Raw genomic sequence first — 21,207 nt, forward strand, 5'->3', positions numbered from 1 at the left:
CCGCCGGCATCTGGCACAACTGGACCACCGGCGCCCCCGTCAAACGATCACTGATCGCCTACGACCACTGAAGACATCGGACTCATTCATCTAGGCGGAGCCCGCTCGCGAGGCCATCCACTGCCGACGGCCCGGGCCCGCCATCTCCCCCTCGACCCCCCGGGGCCGGTCGGCGGTTGCCCACCCGCCCCCTGGGTGCGGGTGGGTGGCCGGGGGGCGGTGGCCCCTTGGGCGGGGTCGGGGAGGTGCTGGGGGTTTCCCGTCAGTCCCATCGTCCTTCCGTGTCGTGCCGGTCCCTCAAGGGCGCTCACTGCGTTCGCGTCGCTTCGCGATCGCCTTCGGCGCCCCTTGACCGACCGGCCCGCCCCGGAAAGCCGAAAGACTGCCGGGAAACCCCCAAAAGAACGGTCACGGGGGAGAGGAGGGAGGGGCGGGCCTGTCATGGACGAGACGAGGGGCCGGGGGCCGGCCCGCCGGGCATCCGGGCTCCAGATCCCCGCCGCCAGGGCCGAGGGGCCCGGCTACCTGCAGGGAAGGTTGATCAGAGCGACCTGCGGAGCACCTGGGCGCGGCAGATCGCTACGCGCTCCTCATTTATTGGCGTCCGGCGACCGTCCGGGGGTGCTGCCTGCAACAGAGGACGACCAGGACAGCCGGGAAGCGGGCGGGCGCGGCAGATCGCTACGCGCTCCCCCGATCTCGGCGACTGGCGGTCGTCTTGGGCTGCTCGTCGGCGGGTTGGACGTTGGAGACGGCGGTGGTGAATTCGCGACCTGAAGCGCCCCGGATGTAGGCCAGCTCCATCCAGCGCTCGTACGTGACAGAGTCCGAGACGTTCTCGTTGATCACCGCCATCAGCTCACCTTCGACACCGGAGGCGATGTCGCGAACACGGCGGCGTAGGAGTCGATGGGGGACGTACTCGTACCGCTCACTCATCCGACGCTCCTTCGAAAGTGTCACAGAAGCGCTCCCAGCCGGCACGAGCACGGTTGAGGAGCTCCTGACTCGGTCCGGTTCCGGGCTCCGGCAGCGGCCACGGATCGTCTTGGGCCGCTTTGTCGCAGTGCGCACACATGGGTCCTCCTGTCCTCAAGCGGAACGGCGTGGACCAAGTCCATCGCTCGGCGAAGTGACACGGGCGCTGGGAGGGCGGACGTTCAGGCGGACGTTTTCACTCGCCGCCGAGCGACCGCCCCTATCCTGGATCCGTTACGGACGATGCACGGATGGTGAGCGAGCTGTGGAGACGCTGGTCTCGTTACGCCAGGGGGCGGGCTACACGCAGGCGTCGTTCGTCAAGGCATTCGCGGCCGAGGCGGCCCGGCTCGGTATTGCCGCCTCGGTGAGCGTGCGCCAGTTGCGGCGTTGGGAGAACGAGACACCTCCACCGCTGCCTCATCCGGGACAGCAGGCCGTTCTGGAAGCGATGTTCGGTGTCCCGCTTGCGGAGATGGGCTTCGCGGTTCCTCGGCATCGCGTGACGATGGCGGAGCCGATCAGCGACTCTGGGGAGGTGAAGAGGAGGACCTTCGTCGCGGACGCGGGCGCCCTCGTGGCTGCGGCCCTCATTCCCGCCGAGCCAGGGGTGCGCGTGGGTACGGCCGAGCTCGGGCATCTGCGGGAGAGACTTGAAGGGCTCTACCAGACGGACCACACCAAGGGCAGCGTGCCGGCGGGCGCACAAGCCGACCGCATCGAGGCGGACATCACCAGCGCCCTGCGCAAAGCGTCGTACACATCCGCCGTAGGCCGTGAACTCCAGACGATGCTTGCCGAACTGCACGGCCATCGGGCTTGGTACGGCTACGACGGCGGCCGTATCTCCGAGGGCAGGTCCGCGTGCATGGAAGCCCTTACAGCAGCTCAGCTTGTCGACAACCCCCTCCTTCAGATCTCGGTGTTGGAGACGCTCGTCCTGCTGGCGATCAAGGCGAATCGAACGTGGGAAGCCGCGAGCGCCGTCGAGAACGCGTACCAACTGGCGACCCGTGTACGGGCCGGGGCGACGGTTCATCTGCTGATCGCGCTTCGGGGTGCCAACGTGGCCATCCACTCCGGTGACCTGCCGCACGCGCGCCGGGCTCTGAGCCGAGCCGTCCAGTTCCAGGGCCGCACGGACCGCGATGAGGAAGTACCCGCCTGGGCTCGGTTCGTCGGACCGTTCGAGGTCGACTACGCCACCGCCGACATGTACATGCGAGCCAACCAGCCGAACAGGGCGCTTCCGTTCCTCCGGGCTGCCGTCGGCGGCATCGGAAGCGGCTTGGCCCGGAACAGTGCCTCCTACCGCATCAGGTTTGCCGATGTTCTACTCGCGGCCGGCGAGGTTGAGGAGGCGTGCGCCGAGGTAGACGGCGTCATGGAGGCCTGGGGCGGAATCGCCTCCCCGCGCCTGCTGGGCAAAGTACGCGGTTTCGGGCGCTCGGCAGCCGCGATCGAAAGCCGGACCGCCCGCGACTGCGTCGCACGGATCCGTGAAACCATCTGAGAGGGCCCAGGATGAGCCGGTCAGCACACGTCATCATCAAGCGCCTCGACGGACCCGCAGCGGCGGAGGCCGAGGACGCCTTCCGACTGGTCTACGCCGAAGTCTTCGCCCAACCGCCCTACTCCGAGACCGAGGCGGATGTGTCGTCCGCCTTCCGCCGCTTCCACTCCCAGACCCGCAAGAGCACGTTCGTCGGAGCACTGGCCACGACCGAGGACGGCGAACCGGTCGGCATGGCCTACGGCTACCCCCTCAGCTCCCGGACAGGCTGGTGGGACCAGCTCACCCGGCCAGTGCCAGCGGACATGCGCCGCGAGGACGGCCGCAGAACCTTCGGCCTGATGGAACTCGCCGTGCGCGCCCACTGGCGTAGACAGGGAATCGCCCGCCGCCTGCACGACACCCTGATCGCCAACACCGCCGCCGAGCGCGTGCTGCTCAACGTCCACCCGGACAGCAAAGCGGCCGTAGCCGCCTACCGGGCATGGGGCTACAGGAAAGTGGGTGATGCCCACCCGTGGCCTGGAGCACCCTCGTACGACGTGATGCTGCTCGCCTTGGACCGTCAGACCGGCACGGACGAGCTGCGGACGCCTTCTCGCGGAACCGTGTAGCGATCTGTCGCGCCCGCCCGCTTCCCGGCTGCCCTGGTCGTCCTTTACTGCAGGTATCAGCCCTAGACGGCCGCCGGACGCCAATAAATGAGGAGCGCGTAGCGATCTGCCGCGCCCGGGTGCTCCGCAGGTCGCTCTGATCGACCTTTCGTGCAGGTAGAGGCCCTGTGGTCCCGGATCTCGGCTGCTGAGGGCCCGGATGCCCGGCGGGCCGGCCCCCGGTCCCTCGTCTCGTCCATGACAGGCCCGTCCCTCCCTCCTCTGCCCCGTGACCGTTCCTTTGGGGGTTTCCCGGCAGTCTTTCGGCTTTCCGGGGCGGGCCGGTCGGTCAAGGGTCGCCGAAGGCGATCGCGAAGCGACGCGACGAAGGAGCGCCCTTGAGGGACCGGCACGACACGGAACGACGATGGGACTGACGGGAAACCCCCAGCCCCTCCCCGACACGGGCCAAGGGGCCACCGCCCCCGCACCCCCGCCCTGAGTCGCGTACCGCCCCGCCGCGCGAGCCGTCACAGGCCCGCCTCCCACACCACCGTCGTGCCCCGGGTGCCCGTTTCCGTGCGGCCGTCGTCCGAGACCGTCAGGCGGACGCGGGAGGGGGTGGCGTCCACCTCGACCTCGATCGACGTGACCTCGGTGCGGCGGTGGGCCGCCGCCAGGGCGCCGCGCAGGGTCGACAGCAGGGCCGATGTGACCGCGTCCGGGAGCAGCGCGTCCACCGCTCCCGCGAAGTGCACCGACGGCTGGAAGCCCAGGAGGACGGCGGCTCCGCCGGTTTCGCGGAGCACCCTTCCGCGGAAGGTCGTGGGGGCGTCGGTCGGGGGCTGCTGGAGGGCGAAGATGGCCGTGCGGACCTCCTGGATGGTGGAGTCCAGCTCGTCCACGGCGCGGCCCAGCTCCTCGCCGACCTCGTCGCCGCCGCCTGCTTCGTCCGCCGCCGCGTTCGAGGACCTGCGCCGTGTGCTCTCCAGCATCATCTCCGTCGCGAACAGCCGCTGTACCACCAGGTCGTGCAGGTCGCGGGCGATCCGGTCGCGGTCCTCGTACACGGCCAGCTGCTCCCGGTCGTGCTGCGCGTCCGCCAGGACGAGGGCCAGTGCGGCCTGGGAGGCGAACTGTGAGGCCAGCAGCCGGTCCACCGCGTCGTACGGCGGCCCGCCGCGTGCCCTCGGGAGGGCGAGGGTGCCGATGAGCTGGCCGCCGCTCTGCAGAGGCAGCATCATGCTCGGCCCGAAGCGTTCCCGGACGTGCGTGGTCATCCGCGGGTCGGTCGCGGAGTCCTCTATGAAGACCGGTTCCCCGCCCAGCAGCTGCACGAGGACCGGCGAGCCGGGGGCGATGGCGGTGCCGACCAGGTCGCCGGGGTCGCCGTGCGTCGAGGCGGCGACGATCTCCATGCCGCCTTCCGGCGTGGGCTGGAGGACCACGCCCGCCGCCGCGTCGGCGAGCAGCCGGGCGCGTTCGGCGACGCACATCAGTGCGTCCGCCGCCGGCCGCCCCGCCAGCAGGGTGGTGGTCACGGCGGCGGCGCCCTCGATCCAGCGCTCCCGGCGGCGCGCGGTCTCGTACAGCCGGGCGTTGCCGATCGCTATCCCGGCCTGCGAGGCCAGGACGCGCATCAGGGCGAGGTCCTCGTCCGTGAAGGGGCCGCCGCCGTGCTTCTCGGTGAGGTAGAGGTTCCCGAAGACCTCGGTGTGCACGCGGATCGGCACGCCGAGGAAGCTGCGCATGGGCGGGTGGCCGGGCGGGAAGCCGGCGGAGCGGGGGTCCTTCGTCAGGTCGTCCAGGAGCAGCGGCCGGGGGTCGCTGATCAGCGCGCCGAGTACGCCGGTGCGGCCGTCGGGCAGCCGGGGGATGGCGGCCCGTTCGGCGTCGGTCATCCCGGAGGTGAAGAGCTGGGTCAGCCGGACGCGCTCGGGGTCGACGACCCCGAGCGCTCCGTACCGGGCCCCGCACAGCTCGGTGGCGGAGTCCACGACGTGCTGGAGGGTGGTGTGCAGTTCCAGCTCGGAGCCGACGCTGAGGACCGCCTCCAGGAGTACCGGGAGGCTGGAGGGCGTGCCGGCCCCGGGGGGTCCGTCCAGGGTCATTCGGCCAGCGGGTTGAGGACCATGGGGGCGATTTTCCCTTCCAGCATCGCGCCGAGCCCGAGCACGGCGCACACGTCGGGCCGTTCGGCGATGGCGACGGGCATTCCGGTGGAGTCCCGCAGCATCTTGTCCAGGCCCGGCAGCAGGGCGCTGCCTCCCACCATCATGATCCCCCGGTCGGTCAGGTCGGCGACCAGGTCGGGCGGGCAGTCCCGCAGGACCTTGCCGATGCCGTCGAGGACGGCGGTCAGCGGGGTGTGGATGGCGTCGCGCACGGCGGCGGTGTCCACGTGGACGGAGCGGGCGAGTCCGGTGGCCACGTCGCGGCCGTGGATCAGGGTGGAGGCGGGGCCTTCGGGGGTGATGCCGTTGCCGTGCAGGGCCAGTTGGAGGGGGCGTACGGCCTGGCTGGGCAGCATCAGTTCGTGGGCGTGCCGCAGGTGCTGGACGACGGCGTGGTCGATGGCCTCGCCGCCGACGGGGATGCGTTCGGCGGTGACGATCGAGCCGAGGGAGAGCACGGCGATCTGGGTGGCCGCCGCCCCGCACACCATGATCATCGTCGCGGTCGGCTGTTCCACGGGCAGGCCGCAGCCGACGGCCGCCGCGATCAGGGTGTCGACGAGTTCGACGCGCCGGGCGCCGAGTCCGACCATCGTCTCCACGGCGGCGCGCTGGGCGAGCGGGTCGGCGTCGTGGGGGGTGCAGCAGGCGGCGCGCAGCCGGGGCTTGCGGCGCAGGGCGCGGCGGAGCTTCTCGCCGAGCAGGTGACGCAGCATTCGCTGGGCCATCTCGATGTCCACGACGGTGCCGCCGGAGACGGGGCGTACGACGCGGATGTAGTCGGGCGTGCGGCCGGTCATCCGTTCGGCGAAGGTGCCGACGGCGATGAGGGCGCCGGTGCGGGTGTTGACGGCGGCGACGCTGGGCTCGTCGACGACGAGGCCGGCTCCCTTGACGTAGACGCGGGTCCTCGCGGCTCCCAGGTCGACGGCGACGTGGCAGCGGCGCAACTGCTCAAGACTGACGGTCACGGCAGATCCTCCCGAGAGCGCTGACGCAGGATGAGACCGGCGGCCGCCGATCGCATTCCATATCTTCTCGGATAAATAGGACCTATCGCCCGTTGGAATGCTCCGGGCGTGGTGTGTCGTACGGGTGAGGAGTGCTGCACGGGGGTGGATTTCTGTACCGACAGGCAGGAGCATGCGCGCACCATCCGCGCTACTCAGGCGTAACAAGGTAAAGGGGACCCGATGCTGACGCCCCGCCAGAGAATCCTGGCGCTCCTGACCCTCTGCCTCACCCTCCTGGTGCCGCTCCCGGCGCAGGCCTCCTCGCCACCGGCCGCCGCCGCGCCCGCCTCCCGCAATCCGGTGGTCTTCGTGCACGGTTACAACGCCGACCCGGGGGTCTGGGGTTCCCTGCGCGAGGACCTCAGGGCCGACGGGTACGCGGATCCGGAGCTCTTCTCCTTCGGCTACGACACCCACCAGTCCGTCAACGAGGTGCTCTCCGGCCGTCTCGCCGCCTACGTCGACCAGGTGCGCCGGCAGACCGGCGCCGCCCGCGTGGACCTCGTGGGGCACTCCTTCGGATCGCTCGTCAGCCGCTGGTACGTCAAGTTCGGCGGCGGCGACGCGGCCGTGGACCACTGGGTCTCGCTCGCCGGCCCCAACCACGGCACCTCCACGGCCTGGGCCTGCGCCCTGTGGGACCAGGCGTGCCGGGACATGACCCCGGGCTCGTACGTGGTCAAGAACCTCGCCTCGGGGGACGAGACCCCGGGCGCGGTGAAGTACGCGACCTTCTGGTCGGAGTGCGACGAGGTGGTCAACCCCGACAGCAGCGTCCCGCTCGCCGGTGCCCTCAACACGCCGGTCGGCTGCCTGGACCACAACGACCTGCTCGGCGACGACGCCACCTCGGCGGGCGTCCGCGCGTTCCTGCGCGGCTGACCTGCGTGTCCGGCCGACGCCCCCCGGCTGACCTGCGTGTCCGACGGGCGCCCCTTGCGGCTGACCCGCGTGTCCGGCCGACGCCCGCTGACCTGCCCGGCTGACCAGCGCGGCGCGGCTACCCCTCCTGGACCCGCTGGAGCAGCCCGTACGTGAACTCCGCCACCAGCGGCCGGCCCGACGCGGTGAAGGCGAGCCGCCACCGCGTCGGCGCCGTGCCCTCCATCGGCCGCGCCGGCGCGAAGGCCCGGGCCACCTCGTCCACCGTCGCCGACCAGGGCAGCAGGTCCTCCGCCGCCTCCAGTACGGGCCCCCGCGCGCCCGGGGCCCGGACCAGCCACTCGTTCCACACCGCCCCGTCCGGCGCGGCCAGCACCTCGAACCGCAGCTCCGGCCAGAGCGTCACCGGCCACAGCAGCGCCTCGCACTCCAGGTCCCCGATGGCGCGCCGTTCCGCGGACTCCGGCGGGCCGAGCACCGACCGGTAGCGCGCCAGGGCCCCCCGGGAGCGGGGCGAGCGGACCATCGCCTGCCAGCGCCGGTTGGCCTCCCGCTGCTCCGCGAGCGTGGCGCCCAGGCGCAGCCTGGCCTGCTCGGCGAGGTCGGGCTGGAAGTCGGCCATCCTGCGCAGCAGTACGAGCTGGAAGGCGGCCGGCCCGAAGGCTCCCGGACGCCCCGGAGCCGGGGTGGCGGTCATGTGCGTAACGATTCCACACAGGATCCTTACGTTCCCGGAATGCTTATGTTGCCGGGGACCGCATAGCCTGCGGGCGCCATGAACTACTTCTGCCCCGCCTGTCAGAGGCACCTCAACGGCGCGCTCGCCTGCGCCGGGTGCGGAACCCCGGCCGAGCACCTGGTGGTCGCCGCGCCCAGCGCGCCCGCCCAGGGCCCCGAGCCGCAGCCCGCGCTGGCCGAGGTGTTCGCCGATTCCCTGGTCGTGCTGTCGAGCCCCCACGAGGGCCGTGCGGGTACCCGCAAGCGGGCCGCCACCCGCCGCAGGAGGGGCCGGGGCGTGCTCGCGCTCGGGCTCGGGCTGGTGCTGGCGACGGGTGGCTCGATCGCCGTGGCCCGGATCGTCGGGGACGACGAGGGCGTCGACCGCGCCGACAAGGTGGTGCTGACCGACGAGGGGCCGAAGCAGCCGGACGCGCTGCCCAGCGTGGAGGGGCCCGCGGTGCCCCCGGTCCTGCCGAAGGCCTCCGGCGGGGCGGCGAAGACGGCCCGGCCCAGCGGGAGCCCGAGCGCCTCCGCGACGCCTTCGGCGAGCGTGAGCGCCTCCGCCTCGGGAGCGACGCCCTCGCAGAAAGGTTCCGGCGGCGGGGCCTCCGTACAGCCCGTGAAGCCGGCGCAGCCCGCGCCCGGCCCCACCGGCACGGCGCAGCCGTCCCCGACGAAGACCAAGCCGGGCAAGCCCGCCCCCGAGCCGACCGAGGAATGCGTCTTCTGGATCTTCTGCTGAGGATCTTCCGCCGACCCGGCGGGTCTGAGGGGCCGTGCCCGGTCCGGCTGGGCCAAACCCGGTCCGGCGGGGTCGTGCGACCGGCGGGGCGCGGTCAGGCGTCGCGGGGCCCCGTCCGGCGTGACGGAAGCGGTCCTCCGGCTCCGGGGAGGCGGGGCCCGCCCGCCCGGGCGGTTCAGCCCAGCATGCGCCTGAGCAGGTCCCGCAGTGCCGTGCGCTCCTCCGCGGAGAGCCCGGCCAGCGGCTCGCGCGCGAAGTCCAGGGACTCGCGCAGCCGCTCCGCGGTCTCCACGCCCTCCTCGGTGGGGGCGGCCAGCTTCACCCGGCGGTCCGCCGGGTCCGGGCGTCGTTCGACCAGGCCGCGGGTCTCCAGCCGGTCGATGATGCCGGTCACGTTCGAGGGCTCGCAGCGCAGCTTCTGCGCGATGCGCCGCATGGGCAGCGGCTCCATCGACAGCAGGTTCAGCACCTTGGCCTGGGCGCCGGTGAGCTGGTGGCGGGCGGCCGCCTCCTCGTACTCCATGTGGTAGCGGGCCACGACATCGCCGATGAGCTCGACGACCTCGACGGTCACTGGGTCTGCGCGACGACTGGGCATGGATCCAGGGTACCCGGTTACTTGACAACATGAAATATCCAGGCGCATGGTTGTTTCACGTTCTGAAGTAAATCTTCGTTCCCCCTGGAGTCCCTCATGTCTCAGATCCCCGCCGTCAGCCGCGAGTGGCACCTCGTCCGCCGCCCGCAGGGCTGGCCCGTGGCCGAGGACTTCGCCCTGCGCGAGGTGCCCGTCTCCGCCGAGCCCGCCCCCGGCCGGATCCTGGTCCGCAACCTCCACATGTCCGTGGACCCGTACATGCGCGGCCGGATGAACGAGACCAAGTCCTACATCCCGCCCTTCCGCCTCGACGAGCCGATGCAGGGCGGCGCGGTCGGCGAGGTCGTCGCCTCCGCCGCCGAGGGCTTCCAGGTCGGCGACCACGTCCTGCACATGCTGGGCTGGCGCGAGTACGCCGAGATGGACGCCCAGCACGCCACCAAGGTCGACGCCTCCCTCGCCCCGCTCTCCGCCTACCTCGGCGTCCTCGGCATGCCGGGCCTGACCGCCTACGCCGGCCTCTTCGAGGTCGCCTCCTTCAAGGAGGGCGACTCCGTCTTCGTCTCCGGCGCGGCGGGCGCGGTCGGCAGCCTCGTCGGCCAGTTCGCGCGGATCAAGGGCGCCTCCCGGGTGATCGGCTCCGCCGGTTCCGACGCGAAGGTGACGCACCTCACGGAGCAGTACGGCTTCGACGCCGCCTTCAACTACAAGAACGGCCCCGTCGCCAAGCAGCTGGCCGAGGCCGCCCCCGACGGCATCGACGTCTACTTCGACAACGTCGGCGGCGACCACCTGGAGGCCGCCCTCTCCTCCCTGAACGTCCACGGCCGCGCCGCCCTGTGCGGGGCCATCGCCGGCTACAACGACACCGAGGCCGCCCCCGGCCCGCGCAACCTCGCCCTGGTCATCGGCAAGCGGCTGCGCCTCCAGGGCGTCCTGGTCGGCGACCACTACGGAATGCAGCAGCAGTTCGTCAAGGACGTGGCCGGCTGGCTGGCCTCCGGCGAGCTCCGCTACGACGAGACGGTCGTCGAGGGCGTGGAGAACGCCACCGACGCCTTCCTCGGAATGCTGCGCGGAGAGAACACCGGAAAGATGATCGTTTCGTTCACGGGTTAGGCTCACTCCACGACCGTCGCGATCGTGGGCGCGCATCGCGGCGATTCATCTGGAGGAAGTTCTTCATGTCCATCACGCAGACCGACGTCGCGTACACGGCCGTCGCCACCGCTGAGAACGGCCGTGACGGCCGCGTCGCCACCAACGACGGCCGGCTCGACGTCGTCGTGAACCCGCCGAAGGAGCTCGGCGGCAGCGGCGCCGGCACCAACCCGGAGCAGCTTTTCGCGGCCGGCTACAGCGCCTGCTTCCAGGGCGCGCTCAGCGTCGCCGCCCGCAACGAGAACGTCGACGTCACCGGCTCCACGGTGACCGCCGAGGTCGGCATCGGCAAGAACGACGAGGGCTTCGGCATCATCGTCAAGCTCACGGCCTCGATCCCGACCGTGGACGCCGCCACCGCCAAGGACCTGGTCGAGAAGGCCGACCAGATCTGCCCGTACTCCAAGGCCACCCGCGGCAACATCACGGTCGAGCTGAACGTCGCCTGACGTCGTTCGGACGCGTCGCACGCCTGGTGAAGGCCGCACCCCCCCGGGGGTGCGGCCTTCACCGTGTCCGGACGGCCATAAACTGGCCCCATGCGTGATCTTGCGGGGGGCTTCCGGTACTTGCTGGCCGGACAGAGATGGGTGTTCCGGAACGGCCGCTGGCTGGGCTTCGGCCTGCTGCCGGGCCTGGTCGCGCTGGTGCTGTACGCCGCCGCGCTCGCCGGCCTCCTCTACGGCGCCGACGACTTCGTCCAGTGGGCCACGCCCTTCGCCTCGGACTGGTCCTCGCCCTGGCTCGGCCTCTTCCGCGGCTTCCTGACCGCGGTGACCGTCTCCCTCGGCCTCTTCCTCTCGGTGATCACCTTCACCGCCGTGACCCTGCTGGTCGGGCAGCCCTTCTACGAGTCCCTCTCGGAGCAGGTGGACCGGACCGAGGGCGGCGAGGTGCCCGAGTCGGGCCGCTCGTTCTGGGAGGACCTGTGGATCTCCGCCCGGGACAGCGTGCGGCTGCTGGTGCGGGTGGTGCTGTACGGGATCCTGCTGTTCGCCCTCGGCTTCATCCCGGTGCTCGGGCAGACCGTGGTCCCGGCGATCGGGTTCTGCGTCTCCGGCTTCTTCCTCACGCAGGAGCTCACCTCCGTCGCCCTCCAGCGGCGCCGGGTCGACCTGGCCGAGCAGCTCGTCCTGCTGCGCGGGCGGCGGGCGCAGGCGCTGGGCTTCGGCGTGCCGCTGGTGCTGGCGTTCCTCATCCCGTTCGTCGCGGTGTTCCTGATGCCGGGCGCGGTGGCGGGGGCGACCCTGCTGGCGCGTGACATGGTCGGCGCGGACTCCGCCGAGGACGGCTCCGGGGACGACGCCGAGGAGGACGGCCCCGGGCAGCGGCCCGGCACCACCGGCCACCACGGCCCCGGCGGCGCGCCGCAGGGCCCGTACGGGCAGTCCTACGGGCAGGGCCCGACCGGCCAGGCCCCCGGCCCCCACGGCCAGACGCCGAACCCGTACGCGCAGGCCCCGAACCCGTACAGCCAGGCCCCGAACCCGTACGGCCAGACCCCGAACCCGTACGGCGAGACGCCGAACCCGTACGGCCAGGGCTGACGCCTGCCGCCGCCGCAGCAGCGACAGCAGCGGCGCCGGGTTCCTCGGCGGCGACGTCCCCGCCCTCGATCAGTGCGACGGTGTGCGAGATCCCCGCGACGGACGCGCCCCGGGGGAGTGGGGCGCCGAGCGGCTCCTCCCGGACTCGGCCTGAGCGGACCGTCAGGCCGGGACTCCGGCGGGGTCCTCGGCGTCGGCCAGCCACAGGCCGGGGTCGCCGGCCAGGTGCTCCGGCTCGTATCCGGTGAGCGTGAACTCCGGGAACACCACGAGCCCCGCGCCCTGCCCGCGGGCCCGGTCGGCGAGGGCGGCGGCGATCTTCATGGGGCTCAGGATGCCGGCCCCGGCGAAGCCTCCCGGGGCCGGACGGCGGCGAGCGCACGGCGGCGCACCATGCCCAGCTCCACCAGGTTCAGGGCGGTGACCACGGCGGTCAGCAGCACGAGCGCCCCCAGGGAGGGCAGCAGCGCGGCCGCCGGCAGCAGGGCGAGCACGACCGCGGCGGCCGCCGGCCGGGTCACCGACCAGGAGCGGAAGAGGTGCCGCCGGGTGTAGCCGAAGGTGGCGAGGAAGAGGGCGCAGCCGCCGTAGAGCAGAGCGGCGACGCCGAGCGGCAGCCGGGCCCCCGGGTGGGCGACGGCCTCGGCCATCCCGACGGCCACCGCGATGATCGAGGCGATCAGCGAGAGGTGCCCGTACGAGAGGACCTGCCGGGCCACGTCCGCCCGCACGGCGGCGGTTTCCAGCCCGTGCCGGACGGCTCCGGCGGCCAGGTGGAAGTACACCCACCACAGGCTGCACGCCAGGACGAAGGCCACGGCGACGGCCGTGAGGGAGCCGGCGTCCAGGTCGGGGGAGGCGGCAACCGGGGCGCCGACGGCGACGATCGACTCGCCCAGCGCGATCATCACGAACAGGCCGAAGCGTTCGGCGAGATGGCCCGGGTCGAGGTTCAGGCGGACCATGCTGGAGCGGGTCAGGCGGGGCGCGGCCAGGTCCACGGCGGCGGCCAGGGCCCACAGCCCGACGCGGTGTCCGCCGTCGAGGAAGGCGCCGGCCAGCAGCAGCGGTCCGCTGATCAGCACCGACAGGGTCACCGGGGTGGGCCGGAGGCGGCGGCTGCGGCCGTGCGCGAGCGCGGCGAGCACCAGGCGGGCGCAGAAGTAGGCGCCGGCGAAGAGGAGCCCACGGTCTCCGTAGGCCTCGGGCAGGGCCAGGGCCATCAGCAGGCCGCACAGCCCGGCGGCGAAGAGGGCGATCCGGTGCAGCGGGCGGTCCGCGTCGTGGGTGTTGGCGTGGACGGTGTTGCCCACCCACACCCAGTAGACGGGGACGAAGACGATCAGGGCGCGGCCGGTGCCGGCCCAGCCGTGGTCGTGGTGCAGCAGGGCGGAGACCTGGGTGACGGCGAAGACGAGCACGAGGTCGAAGAACAGCTCCGACCACGCGACCTTCTTCTCGCCCTTCTCGCCCTTGTCGCCCTTCTCGGGCGTCTCCGCAGGCGTCTCCGCCCTCTCGGGTGTTCCGGCCTTCTCGGGTTCCTGTGACTCCATCTCGCGTCCCCCCACTCGAAGTTCGGGGAAAGGATGCCCGGCCCGGCGGCCCGGCTATGCGCCGGGGCCCCTCAGCAGGGTGAGGAAGGAGCGGAACGCGGCGGGCATGTCCACCGATTCCGGCGCGAGCAGCCACTGGTACTGGAGGCCGTCCATCACCGCGGTCAGCAACGGAGCCGCCTGCTCCGGCGTGAGGCCGGAGGGGAGGCGCTCGCCGAACTCGGCGCGCAGCAGGGTGGCCATCTCCGCGCGCACCTGCGCGTACCGGTCGGTGAAGAACGCGCGGGCGGGGTGGCCGTCGGTGACGCTCTCGCCGAGCAGCGCCGAGAAGGTCTGCACGATGCCGGGGCGCATGGCGTTGTACTCGACCAGTGATTCCAGCAGGTCCAGGCGCCAGGTGCCGGTCGCGGCGCGCGAGCCGCCGCCGGTGTCCCAGCGGTCGCGCTCCTCCAGGACGGCGACCAGCAGGGCCTCCTTGGTGGGGAAGTAGTGCAGCAGCCCCTGCTGGGTCAGCCCCACGCGTTCGGCGACGGCCCCCAGGGAGGCGCCCCGGTAACCGCGCTCGGCGATCACCTCGACCGCCGCGCGGACGATCTCGCCGCGCCGCTCCTCGCTCTTCGCTCTGGCCATCGCCGGGCACCCCTTCCGCTCGCACCTGCCAGCAGACCGTACGGCATCATGAAATCACGAAAAGATTACAAGACCTACCGCTCTACAGGTATCGGGTCCACGATGGGGGCCATCCGCACCGCACCCGCACGCAAACGACGAGGAGGCACGGCCGTGACCGATGCCGATCAGGTACGCGCAGCCGGCGAGGCAGCACACGTGGGCCGCCGGGACGACCGGGCCCGCGAGGACGCCGTGGAGGCGGCACTGGGCAAGCTGGACCTCGACACCAAGGCCCGCCTGCTGTCCGGGCAGGACATGTGGACCCTGCCCGCCCTCCCCGGGATCGGCCTCGGCTCCCTGGTCATGTCCGACGGGCCCATCGGCGTCCGGGGCGTGCGCTGGACCGCCGACGACCCCTCCGTCGCCCTGCCCTCCCCGACCGCCCTCGCCGCCTCCTGGGACCCGGACCTCGCCCGCCGCGCCGGCCGGCTGCTCGCCCAGGAGGCCCGCCGCAAGGGAGTGCACGTCCTCCTCGCGCCCACCGTCAACCTGCACCGCTCCCCGCTGGGCGGCCGCCACTTCGAGTGCTACTCCGAGGATCCGTACCTCACCGGCGCCATCGGCAGCGGCTACGTCAGCGGAGTCCAGGACGGCGGGGTCGGCACCACCGTCAAGCACTTCGTCGGCAACGACGCCGAGACCGAGCGCTTCACGGTCGACAGCGTCATCGCCCCGCGCCCGCTGCGCGAGGTCTACCTCGCGCCCTTCGAGGCCATCGTCAAGAACGCCCGCCCCTGGGGCATCATGACCGCCTACAACCGGGTCAACGGCACCACCATGACCGAGCACCACCACCTGGTGAACGAGGTCCTGCGCGCCGAGTGGGGCTTCGACGGCTGCAACGTCTCCGACTGGATGGCCGCCCGCTCCACCGCCGGGGACGTCCTCGGCGGCCTCGACGTGGCCATGCCCGGCCCGCAGACCGTCTACGGTCCCGCCCTCGCCGCCGCCGTCCGCGCCGGGGAGGTACCCGAGGCCACCGTCGACACGGCCGTGCGCAACGTCCTGCGGCTCGCCGCCCGCGCGGGCCTCCTGGACGGCGCCCCCGCCGCCGTCGCCGAGCCGCCCGCGCCGCTCGACGGGCAGGCTCTGGCCCGCGAGCTGGCCGCCCGCGGGTCCGTCCTCGTACGCAACGAAGCCGGCGTCCTGCCGCTGGACGCCGCGCCCGGCCGCACCGTCGCCCTGATCGGCGCCGCCGCCCGCGACGCCCGCGTCCTCGGCGGCGGCTCGGCGACCGTCTTCCCCGAGCGGGTGGTCTCCCCGCTCGACGGGCTCACCGCCGCCCTCCCCGAAGGCGCGCTGACCTTCTCGGTCGGCGCCGACCCGAGCGACGAACCCGTCCCCGCCGGGCAGGGCTTCGAGCTGCGCGCCGTCTGCCGCGACGCCTCCGGGGCCGTCATCGGCGAGGGCGGCCTGCCGAGCGGGCAGGTCCAGTGGATCGGCGACGACCTGCCCGAGGGGGCCACGTACGAGACCATGGCCACCATCGACGTCACCGGTACGTACGTGCCGCGCGAGAGCGGCGATCACACCTTCGGCACCCGCGGCCTCGGCGCCTTCACCCTCGCCGTCGGCGGCCGCGTCCTCTGGGAGGGCGTCCAGGAGATGGGCGACGAGGCCGACCCCTTCGAGGCCTTCTTCGGCGCGCCCAGCGAACGCGCCCGGACCGTCCTCACGGAGGGCGAGCCGGTCGAGGTGTCGCTGACCTACCAGGTCCCCGACACCAGCGCGCTGCCGCTGCGGGCGGTGATGTTCTCCCTGCTCCACCTCGGGCCGCGGCGGGACCCCGACGAGCTGATCGCCGAGGCGGTGGAGGCCGCGCGCGCCGCGGACACGGCCGTCGTGGTCGTCGCCACCACCGAGCGCGTGGAGTCCGAGGGGTTCGACCGGCGGGACCTCGCCCTCCCCGGACGCCAGGACGACCTGGTGCGCGCCGTCGCGGCCGCCAACCCGAACACCGTGGTCGTCGTCAACGCGGGCTCCCCGGTGGAGCTTCCCTGGCGCGAGGACGTCGCCGCCGTGCTCCTGACCTGGTTCCCGGGACAGGAGGGCGGGGCCGCGCTGGCCGACGTGCTCCTCGGGGAGGCGGAGCCCGGCGGGCGGCTGCCCACCACCTGGCCGGCCGCCCTGGCCGACGCGCCCGTCACCGAGGTCGTCCCCGCAGACGGCCGGCTGGAGTACCGCGAGGGCCTGTTCATCGGCTACCGGGCGTACGAGGCGCGGGGCGTGGAGCCCGCCTACCCGTTCGGGCACGGCCTCGGCTACACGGACTGGGCGTACGAGTCCCTGGAGGCGACCGCCGACACCGTCCGGGTCCGCCTCACCAACACCGGGAGCAGGCCGGGCCGCGAGGTGGTCCAGGTCTACCTGGCGCCCGTCGACGACCGCGAGGGGCGGCCCGTGAGCTGGCTGGCCGGCTTCGCGGGCGTGGAGGCCGGCCCCGGCGAGACCGTCGAGGCGGAGATCGCGCTGCCCGCCCGGGCCTTCGAGATCTGGGACGGGGAGGCGCGCGGCTGGCGGCGCGTCGGCGGCGGCTACGAGGTCCGCGCGGGCCGCTCGCACGCCGACACCCGGCTGACGGCGGCCCTCGGCCTGTGACGGCACGCCGGCGCGACACGCCGTAACGCGGAATTGGCCGGAAACAACCCGTGAACCGGGCCGGGGGCGGCTCCTGACTCCGCCTCCGGCCCTCCGCGCGTCAACGTGGCGGCGCCGCCGCCGTCACCTGTCGGTGCGCGAGTTCCGCGAGCCGCGCCTGCCCGTCCCGGCCGGGGTGGAACCAGTCCCAGCGGCTCAGCTGGTCGGCCCCGAAGGGGTACTGGAAGACGGCTCCGCCGTCGTAGCGGCACAGCTCGTCCTTCGCGCAGACCTCGCGCAGCACCTCGTTGTACTCGACGACCCGCGCCCGCACCTTCTCCCGGCGGGCGGTGGCCCCCGCCTCGGCCGACAGGGGCTCGGCCAGCATGGACTGACAGATCCCCAGCTTCCAGACCTGCCGTACGAGCGGGTCGTCCTTGCCCTGCTCCCACAGGCGCAGCAGGTCCGGCACGGAGGACACGTACACCTGGGACTCGGGTGAGGCGGTCCGCAGGTCCTTCATGGCCCGCTCGAAGTCGGCGCGGAACTCCGCGACCGGGGTCATCGACGAAGCCGTGGGCCGGCAGGCGTCGTTCGAGCCGACCATGACCGTGACCAGGCCGGGCTTGTGCTGGGCGGCCGAGGCCACCTGCCCCGGAAGGTCCGCCATGCGCGAGCCGGTGACCGCGTGGTTCCAGCTGCGGGCGGGCACCTCGGCGTCGCCCAGCAGCCTGGCCGCCAGGGAGCGGACGGCGGGGTCGCTGCCGGTGGCCCAGGAGACCTCCGGGCAGTCGGCCAGCACCGAACAGGCGTCGAAACCACGGGTGATGGAGTCGCCGACGGCGGCGACCGAGGCGGGAGCGGTGTTCCAGCGCGGTGCGGCCTGCGCGCCGCGCTCGCCGCCGGCCGGCGGCGGGGCGGAGTCACAGCCCGTGACCACCGCGGCCAGGACCGCCACCGCCGCGCCCGCGCCGGCTGTCGTCCGGCGGGCGCGACGGCGGGCGGCGGTGGTGCGCATGGGGTGGTCCTCCCTCGTCGCCCCGCGTCCTGCCGGGGGCGTCCTGCTGAGTGAATGCTCCGCGTTTACGGGGCTCGGAGCGACCGTACGTCACACCATGACCCCTGGCGCACGGTAGCTTTTTCCCGTGGCGTTTCGGCCGCAGGTGCCGCAGCGCAATGTCAAATAATTTCCGTTACATTACATCACGTCACATACTGTCCGTTTTCTGGAGTTTATTCCCGACCTCGTCCCACACTGGAGGTCCCGGTGACGACACGTGGAGTTCTGTACGTGCATTCCGCACCGCGCGCGCTCTGCCCGCACGTGGAATGGGCTGTTGCGGGCGTGCTCGGGGTGCGGGTGAACCTCGACTGGATCAGGCAGCCCGCCTCCCCCGGCACCTGGAGAGCCGAGTTCTCCTGGCAGGCCGAGGCGGGAACCGCCTCGAAGCTCGCCTCCGCCCTGCGCGGCTGGCACCTGCTGCGCTTCGAGGTGACCGCCGAACCCTGCCCGACCGCCGAGGGCGAGCGCTACAGCTCCACCCCGGAGCTCGGCATCTACCACGCCGTCACCGGCATGCACGGCGACATCCTGATCCCCGAGGACCGGCTGCGCGCGGCGCTCGCCCGGTCCGCGCGCGGCGAGACCGACCTGGAGGCGGAGATCGCCAAGCTGCTCGGCAAGCCCTGGGACGACGAGCTGGAGCCCTTCCGCTACGCCGGCGAGGGCGCCCCGGTCCGCTGGCTCCACCAGGTCGTCTGAGAACACCGCGGGAACGCGGAAGGCCCCGCCCGGCAGATGCCGGGCGGGGCCTTCGCGTCGTACGGGATCAGACGGTGCGGAACGCCAGGGAGACGTTGTGGCCGCCGAAGCCGAAGGAGTTGTTGATCGCGGAGATCGGACCGTCGACCGGCAGCTTGCGGGGCTCGCCGCGCACGATGTCCGCGTCGATGTCCTCGTCCAGCTCGTCGACGTTGATCGTCGGCGGGGCGATCCGGTGGTACAGCGCCAGCACGGTCGCGACGGTCTCGATACCGCCCGCGCCGCCCAGCAGGTGACCGGTCATCGACTTCGTCGCGGAGATCGCGATGTGGTCGAGGTCGTCGCCCAGGACCTTGCGCAGGGCCTTCACCTCCGCCGTGTCACCCTGCGGGGTGGACGTGGCGTGCGCGTTCACGTGGACCAGCTCGGCCGGGTCCAGCTGCGTGTTGTCGAGCAGGTTCTGCAGCGCGGCCGCGACACCGCGGCCGGTCGGCTCCGGCTGCGCGATGTGGTGGCTGTCCGCGGACAGACCCTGGCCCAGCACCTCGCAGTAGACGCGGGCGCCGCGCTTGGCGGCGTGCTCGGCCGACTCCAGGACCACGACACCGGCGCCCTCGCCGAGGACGAAGCCGTCGCGGGCCTTGTCGTACGGGCGGGAGGCCGTGGTCGGGCTCTCGTTGTTCTTGGACATCGCCATCATGTTGGCGAACGCCGCGATCGGCAGCGGGTGGATCGCCGCCTCGGTACCACCGGCGACGACCACGTCGGCACGGCCGGTACGGATCATCTCGACGGCGTAGCCGATGGCCTCGGCACCCGACGCGCAGGCGCTGACCGGCGTGTGCACACCGGCGCGGGCGTTGACCTCCAGGCCGACGTTCGCGGAGGGGCCGTTCGGCATGAGCATGGGAACGGTGTGCGGGGAGACCCGGCGCACACCCTTCTCCTTCAGTACGTCGTACTGGTCGAGCAGGGTGGTGACACCGCCGATGCCGGAGGCGATCACGGTGCCCAGGCGCTCGGGGACGACCGACTCGTCCTCGCCCGCCGGAGCGGTGTAACCCGCGTCGGCCCAGGCCTCGCGGGCCGCGATGAGGGCGAACTGCGCCGAGCGGTCGAGCTTGCGGGCCAGCGGGCGGGGGAGTACCTCACCCGGGTCCACGGCGGCCTGGGCGGCGATGCGGACCGGCAGTTCGGCGAAGCGCTCGCCCTCCAGGGGCGAGACGCCGGACCGGCCGGCGAGCAGACCTTCCCAGGTCGAAGCGCTGTCGCCACCCAGCGGAGTGGTTGCGCCGATACCGGTGACGACCACGGTGCGATTGGTCGGGCTCACAGGAATTCTTTCTCCACGTCTAAGGGGGTGCTGAATTGTCACGGCGCCACCGCCGGGTGGCGACAAACGCTCGTCAGGCTCAGGCCTGGTGCTTCAGGATGTAGTCGGCGGCGTCGCCGACCGTCTTGAGGTTCTTGACGTCCTCGTCCGGGATCTTGACGTCGAAGCGCTCTTCGGCGGCGACGACGACCTCGACCATGGACAGCGAGTCGACGTCCAGGTCGTCGGTGAAGGACTTGTCGATCTCGACGTCCTCGACCGGGATGCCCGCGATCTCGTTGACGATCTCCGCGAGACCCTCGACGATTTCTTCCTGCGTGGCGGCCATGTGGCGCTCCTTCTGTAGCTAACTGGTGGATCAGGGCGGGAAGTGATCCCGGCCCTAGGGGAGGGTAACGACCGTCGCGGCGTAGACGAGCCCCGCCCCGAAGCCGATGACGAGCGCGGTGTCGCCGCTCTTCGCCGCTCCGGTCGCCAGGAGCCGCTCCATGGCGAGCGGAATCGAGGCGGCCGACGTGTTGCCGGTGGTTTCCACGTCACGGGCGACCGTGACGTGCTCCGGCAGTTTGAGGGTCTTCACCATCGAATCGATGATCCGCATGTTGGCCTGGTGCGGAATGAAGACGTCCAGGTCGTCCGGGGTGATCCCGGCGGCGTCGAGCGCCTGCTGGGCCACCTTGGCCATCTCGAAGACGGCCCAGCGGAAGACCGCCTGACCCTCCTGCGTGATGGCCGGGAACTTCTCGCCGCCGTCCTTGCCGAGGTACTCGTCCCACGGCACGGTCTGCTTGATGGTCTCGGACTTGTCGCCCTCCGAACCCCACACCGTGGGGCCGATGGCCGGCTCGTCCGAGGGGCCGACGACCACGGCGCCCGCGCCGTCGCCGAACAGGAAGGCCGTCGCGCGGTCCTCCAGGTCGGTCAGGTCCGAGAGCCGCTCGACGCCGATGACGAGCACGTACTCGGCGGAACCCTCCACCACCATGCCCTTGGCGAGCGTCAGGCCGTAGCCGAAGCCGGCACAGCCCGCGGAGATGTCGAAGGCGGCGGGCTTGCCCGCGCCGATCCGGTGCGCGATCTCCGTCGCGACGGCCGGGGTCTGCTTGAAGTGCGAGACCGTCGAGACGATCACCGCACCGATCTGCTCGGGGGAGATCCCGGCGTCGGCGAGCGCCTTGCCGGAAGCCTCCACCGACATCGCGGCGACCGTCTCCTGGGGCGATGCCCAGTGCCGGGACGCGATGCCCGAGCGGGAACGGATCCACTCGTCGGAGGAGTCGATCGTCTCCAGGATGACGTCGTTGGGCACCACACGGGTCGGGCGGTAGCCGCCGACACCGAGGATGCGGGCGTACGGGGAGCCCTTGGCCGGCTTGATCTTGGACATGC

General features: G+C 72.3%; 21 protein-coding genes. 9 read left to right on the plus strand and 12 right to left on the minus strand.

Going from position 1 to position 21,207, the window contains the following annotated elements; all coding sequences use genetic code 11:
* Window positions 1–681: 681 nt before the first annotated feature.
* Window positions 682–939, minus strand: coding sequence for a hypothetical protein (locus AC069X_RS29100; protein WP_478733069.1), 258 nt, complete (start codon window positions 937–939; stop codon window positions 682–684).
* A gap of 304 nt (window positions 940–1,243) precedes the next feature.
* On the opposite strand from AC069X_RS29100, the gene AC069X_RS29105 reads away from it, so the two are divergent.
* Together AC069X_RS29105 and AC069X_RS29110 are read left to right on the plus strand one after the other, a co-directional pair.
* Window positions 1,244–2,491, plus strand: a complete 1,248-nt coding sequence (locus AC069X_RS29105) for a hypothetical protein (protein WP_478733071.1) — start codon at window positions 1,244–1,246, stop codon at window positions 2,489–2,491.
* 11 nt (window positions 2,492–2,502) lie between these two features.
* Entirely contained in the window at window positions 2,503–3,105 is a 603-nt protein-coding gene (locus AC069X_RS29110) for a GNAT family N-acetyltransferase (protein ID WP_478733073.1), read from the plus strand.
* A gap of 509 nt (window positions 3,106–3,614) precedes the next feature.
* On the opposite strand, the gene AC069X_RS29115 is transcribed toward AC069X_RS29110, so the two are convergent.
* Both AC069X_RS29115 and AC069X_RS29120 read right to left on the minus strand, forming a co-directional pair.
* Window positions 3,615–5,195 (minus strand): sensor histidine kinase, encoded by a 1,581-nt coding sequence (locus tag AC069X_RS29115; RefSeq protein WP_478733075.1) that lies wholly within the window; start codon window positions 5,193–5,195, stop codon window positions 3,615–3,617.
* A complete protein-coding gene (locus AC069X_RS29120) occupies window positions 5,192–6,229 on the minus strand; it encodes a rod shape-determining protein (RefSeq protein ID WP_478733077.1) in 1,038 nt (345 codons plus the stop codon). Before AC069X_RS29120 ends, AC069X_RS29115 begins: the two co-directional genes overlap by 4 nt.
* A 222-nt stretch (window positions 6,230–6,451) precedes the next feature.
* On the opposite strand from AC069X_RS29120, the gene AC069X_RS29125 reads away from it, so the two are divergent.
* A complete protein-coding gene (locus AC069X_RS29125) occupies window positions 6,452–7,153 on the plus strand; it encodes an esterase/lipase family protein (protein ID WP_478733079.1) in 702 nt (233 codons plus the stop codon).
* Between the two features lie 118 nt (window positions 7,154–7,271).
* Here the strand turns inward: AC069X_RS29125 and AC069X_RS29130 are convergent, their stop codons facing one another.
* Complete coding sequence (locus tag AC069X_RS29130; protein WP_478733081.1) at window positions 7,272–7,850, minus strand: hypothetical protein; 579 nt, start codon at window positions 7,848–7,850, stop codon at window positions 7,272–7,274.
* A 78-nt stretch (window positions 7,851–7,928) separates the two neighbouring features.
* Between AC069X_RS29130 and AC069X_RS29135 the strand changes: the two genes are divergently transcribed.
* The gene (locus AC069X_RS29135) at window positions 7,929–8,615 is read left to right on the plus strand and encodes an SCO2400 family protein (protein ID WP_478733083.1); all 687 of its coding nucleotides are present in this window, start codon (window positions 7,929–7,931) and stop codon (window positions 8,613–8,615) included.
* 175 nt (window positions 8,616–8,790) lie between these two features.
* Here AC069X_RS29135 and AC069X_RS29140 read toward each other — a convergent pair whose 3' ends face one another.
* Complete coding sequence (locus AC069X_RS29140) at window positions 8,791–9,213, minus strand: MarR family winged helix-turn-helix transcriptional regulator (protein WP_478733085.1); 423 nt, start codon at window positions 9,211–9,213, stop codon at window positions 8,791–8,793.
* Between the two features lie 96 nt (window positions 9,214–9,309).
* Here AC069X_RS29140 and AC069X_RS29145 point away from each other — a divergent pair, with 96 nt between their 5' ends.
* From AC069X_RS29145 to AC069X_RS29155, 3 genes are all read left to right on the plus strand, one after another.
* Entirely contained in the window at window positions 9,310–10,332 is a 1,023-nt protein-coding gene (locus AC069X_RS29145) for an NADP-dependent oxidoreductase (RefSeq protein ID WP_478733086.1), read from the plus strand.
* A 65-nt stretch (window positions 10,333–10,397) separates the two neighbouring features.
* Window positions 10,398–10,823 carry an organic hydroperoxide resistance protein gene (locus AC069X_RS29150; protein ID WP_478733088.1) on the plus strand — a complete coding sequence of 142 codons (426 nt, stop codon included), beginning with the start codon at window positions 10,398–10,400 and terminating at the stop codon, window positions 10,821–10,823.
* 90 nt (window positions 10,824–10,913) lie between these two features.
* Entirely contained in the window at window positions 10,914–11,921 is a 1,008-nt protein-coding gene (locus tag AC069X_RS29155; protein WP_478733090.1) for an EI24 domain-containing protein, read from the plus strand.
* Window positions 11,922–12,083: 162 nt separating this feature from the next.
* Here AC069X_RS29155 and AC069X_RS29160 read toward each other — a convergent pair whose 3' ends face one another.
* Genes AC069X_RS29160 through AC069X_RS29170 form a run of 3 tightly spaced genes read right to left on the minus strand, consistent with a single transcriptional unit; the run spans window position 12,084 to window position 14,104 of the window.
* Window positions 12,084–12,245, minus strand: coding sequence for a hypothetical protein (locus AC069X_RS29160; protein ID WP_478733092.1), 162 nt, complete (start codon window positions 12,243–12,245; stop codon window positions 12,084–12,086).
* A 5-nt stretch (window positions 12,246–12,250) separates the two neighbouring features.
* Window positions 12,251–13,474: a low temperature requirement protein A gene (locus AC069X_RS29165; protein WP_478733094.1), complete on the minus strand. Its 1,224-nt coding sequence runs from the start codon at window positions 13,472–13,474 to the stop codon at window positions 12,251–12,253.
* A 54-nt stretch (window positions 13,475–13,528) separates the two neighbouring features.
* Complete coding sequence (locus tag AC069X_RS29170; protein ID WP_478733096.1) at window positions 13,529–14,104, minus strand: TetR/AcrR family transcriptional regulator; 576 nt, start codon at window positions 14,102–14,104, stop codon at window positions 13,529–13,531.
* A 102-nt stretch (window positions 14,105–14,206) separates the two neighbouring features.
* Here AC069X_RS29170 and AC069X_RS29175 point away from each other — a divergent pair, with 102 nt between their 5' ends.
* Entirely contained in the window at window positions 14,207–16,744 is a 2,538-nt protein-coding gene (locus tag AC069X_RS29175; RefSeq protein ID WP_478733097.1) for a beta-glucosidase, read from the plus strand.
* A 100-nt stretch (window positions 16,745–16,844) separates the two neighbouring features.
* Here AC069X_RS29175 and AC069X_RS29180 read toward each other — a convergent pair whose 3' ends face one another.
* Window positions 16,845–17,741, minus strand: coding sequence for an SGNH/GDSL hydrolase family protein (locus tag AC069X_RS29180; RefSeq protein WP_478733099.1), 897 nt, complete (start codon window positions 17,739–17,741; stop codon window positions 16,845–16,847).
* A gap of 249 nt (window positions 17,742–17,990) precedes the next feature.
* On the opposite strand from AC069X_RS29180, the gene AC069X_RS29185 reads away from it, so the two are divergent.
* Window positions 17,991–18,485 carry a DUF3145 domain-containing protein gene (locus AC069X_RS29185; RefSeq protein WP_007263912.1) on the plus strand — a complete coding sequence of 165 codons (495 nt, stop codon included), beginning with the start codon at window positions 17,991–17,993 and terminating at the stop codon, window positions 18,483–18,485.
* 67 nt (window positions 18,486–18,552) lie between these two features.
* Here the strand turns inward: AC069X_RS29185 and fabF are convergent, their stop codons facing one another.
* The 3 genes from fabF to AC069X_RS29200 form a co-directional block, all read right to left on the minus strand.
* Window positions 18,553–19,818 carry a beta-ketoacyl-ACP synthase II gene (fabF, locus tag AC069X_RS29190; protein ID WP_478733101.1) on the minus strand — a complete coding sequence of 422 codons (1,266 nt, stop codon included), beginning with the start codon at window positions 19,816–19,818 and terminating at the stop codon, window positions 18,553–18,555.
* A 79-nt stretch (window positions 19,819–19,897) separates the two neighbouring features.
* On the minus strand, window positions 19,898–20,146 hold the full coding sequence (locus AC069X_RS29195) for an acyl carrier protein (protein ID WP_125816520.1): 249 nt from the start codon (window positions 20,144–20,146) through the stop codon (window positions 19,898–19,900).
* A 54-nt stretch (window positions 20,147–20,200) separates the two neighbouring features.
* The gene (locus tag AC069X_RS29200) at window positions 20,201–21,205 is read right to left on the minus strand and encodes a beta-ketoacyl-ACP synthase 3 (protein WP_478733104.1); all 1,005 of its coding nucleotides are present in this window, start codon (window positions 21,203–21,205) and stop codon (window positions 20,201–20,203) included.
* Window positions 21,206–21,207 lie beyond the last annotated feature (2 nt).

The sequence above is a fragment of the Streptomyces sp. NPDC043896 genome (assembly GCF_056435605.1).

Bases quoted from the DNA above. Each gene is read 5' to 3' on its own strand.
- AC069X_RS29160 (WP_478733092.1), bottom strand. From the start codon at position 12,245: ATGAAGATCGCCGCCGCCCTCGCCGACCGGGCCCGCGGGCAGGGCGCG.
- AC069X_RS29145 (WP_478733086.1), top strand. From the start codon at position 9,310: ATGTCTCAGATCCCCGCCGTCAGCCGCGAGTGGCACCTCGTCCGCCGC.
- AC069X_RS29155 (WP_478733090.1), top strand. From the start codon at position 10,914: ATGCGTGATCTTGCGGGGGGCTTCCGGTACTTGCTGGCCGGACAGAGA.
- AC069X_RS29140 (WP_478733085.1), bottom strand. From the start codon at position 9,213: ATGCCCAGTCGTCGCGCAGACCCAGTGACCGTCGAGGTCGTCGAGCTC.
- AC069X_RS29135 (WP_478733083.1), top strand. From the start codon at position 7,929: ATGAACTACTTCTGCCCCGCCTGTCAGAGGCACCTCAACGGCGCGCTC.
- AC069X_RS29170 (WP_478733096.1), bottom strand. From the start codon at position 14,104: ATGGCCAGAGCGAAGAGCGAGGAGCGGCGCGGCGAGATCGTCCGCGCG.
- AC069X_RS29115 (WP_478733075.1), bottom strand. From the start codon at position 5,195: ATGACCCTGGACGGACCCCCCGGGGCCGGCACGCCCTCCAGCCTCCCG.
- AC069X_RS29180 (WP_478733099.1), bottom strand. From the start codon at position 17,741: ATGCGCACCACCGCCGCCCGCCGTCGCGCCCGCCGGACGACAGCCGGC.
- AC069X_RS29110 (WP_478733073.1), top strand. From the start codon at position 2,503: ATGAGCCGGTCAGCACACGTCATCATCAAGCGCCTCGACGGACCCGCA.
- AC069X_RS29200 (WP_478733104.1), bottom strand. From the start codon at position 21,205: ATGTCCAAGATCAAGCCGGCCAAGGGCTCCCCGTACGCCCGCATCCTC.
- AC069X_RS29100 (WP_478733069.1), bottom strand. From the start codon at position 939: ATGAGTGAGCGGTACGAGTACGTCCCCCATCGACTCCTACGCCGCCGT.
- AC069X_RS29150 (WP_478733088.1), top strand. From the start codon at position 10,398: ATGTCCATCACGCAGACCGACGTCGCGTACACGGCCGTCGCCACCGCT.
- AC069X_RS29165 (WP_478733094.1), bottom strand. From the start codon at position 13,474: ATGGAGTCACAGGAACCCGAGAAGGCCGGAACACCCGAGAGGGCGGAG.
- AC069X_RS29130 (WP_478733081.1), bottom strand. From the start codon at position 7,850: ATGACCGCCACCCCGGCTCCGGGGCGTCCGGGAGCCTTCGGGCCGGCC.
- AC069X_RS29175 (WP_478733097.1), top strand. From the start codon at position 14,207: ATGGGGGCCATCCGCACCGCACCCGCACGCAAACGACGAGGAGGCACG.
- AC069X_RS29195 (WP_125816520.1), bottom strand. From the start codon at position 20,146: ATGGCCGCCACGCAGGAAGAAATCGTCGAGGGTCTCGCGGAGATCGTC.
- AC069X_RS29125 (WP_478733079.1), top strand. From the start codon at position 6,452: ATGCTGACGCCCCGCCAGAGAATCCTGGCGCTCCTGACCCTCTGCCTC.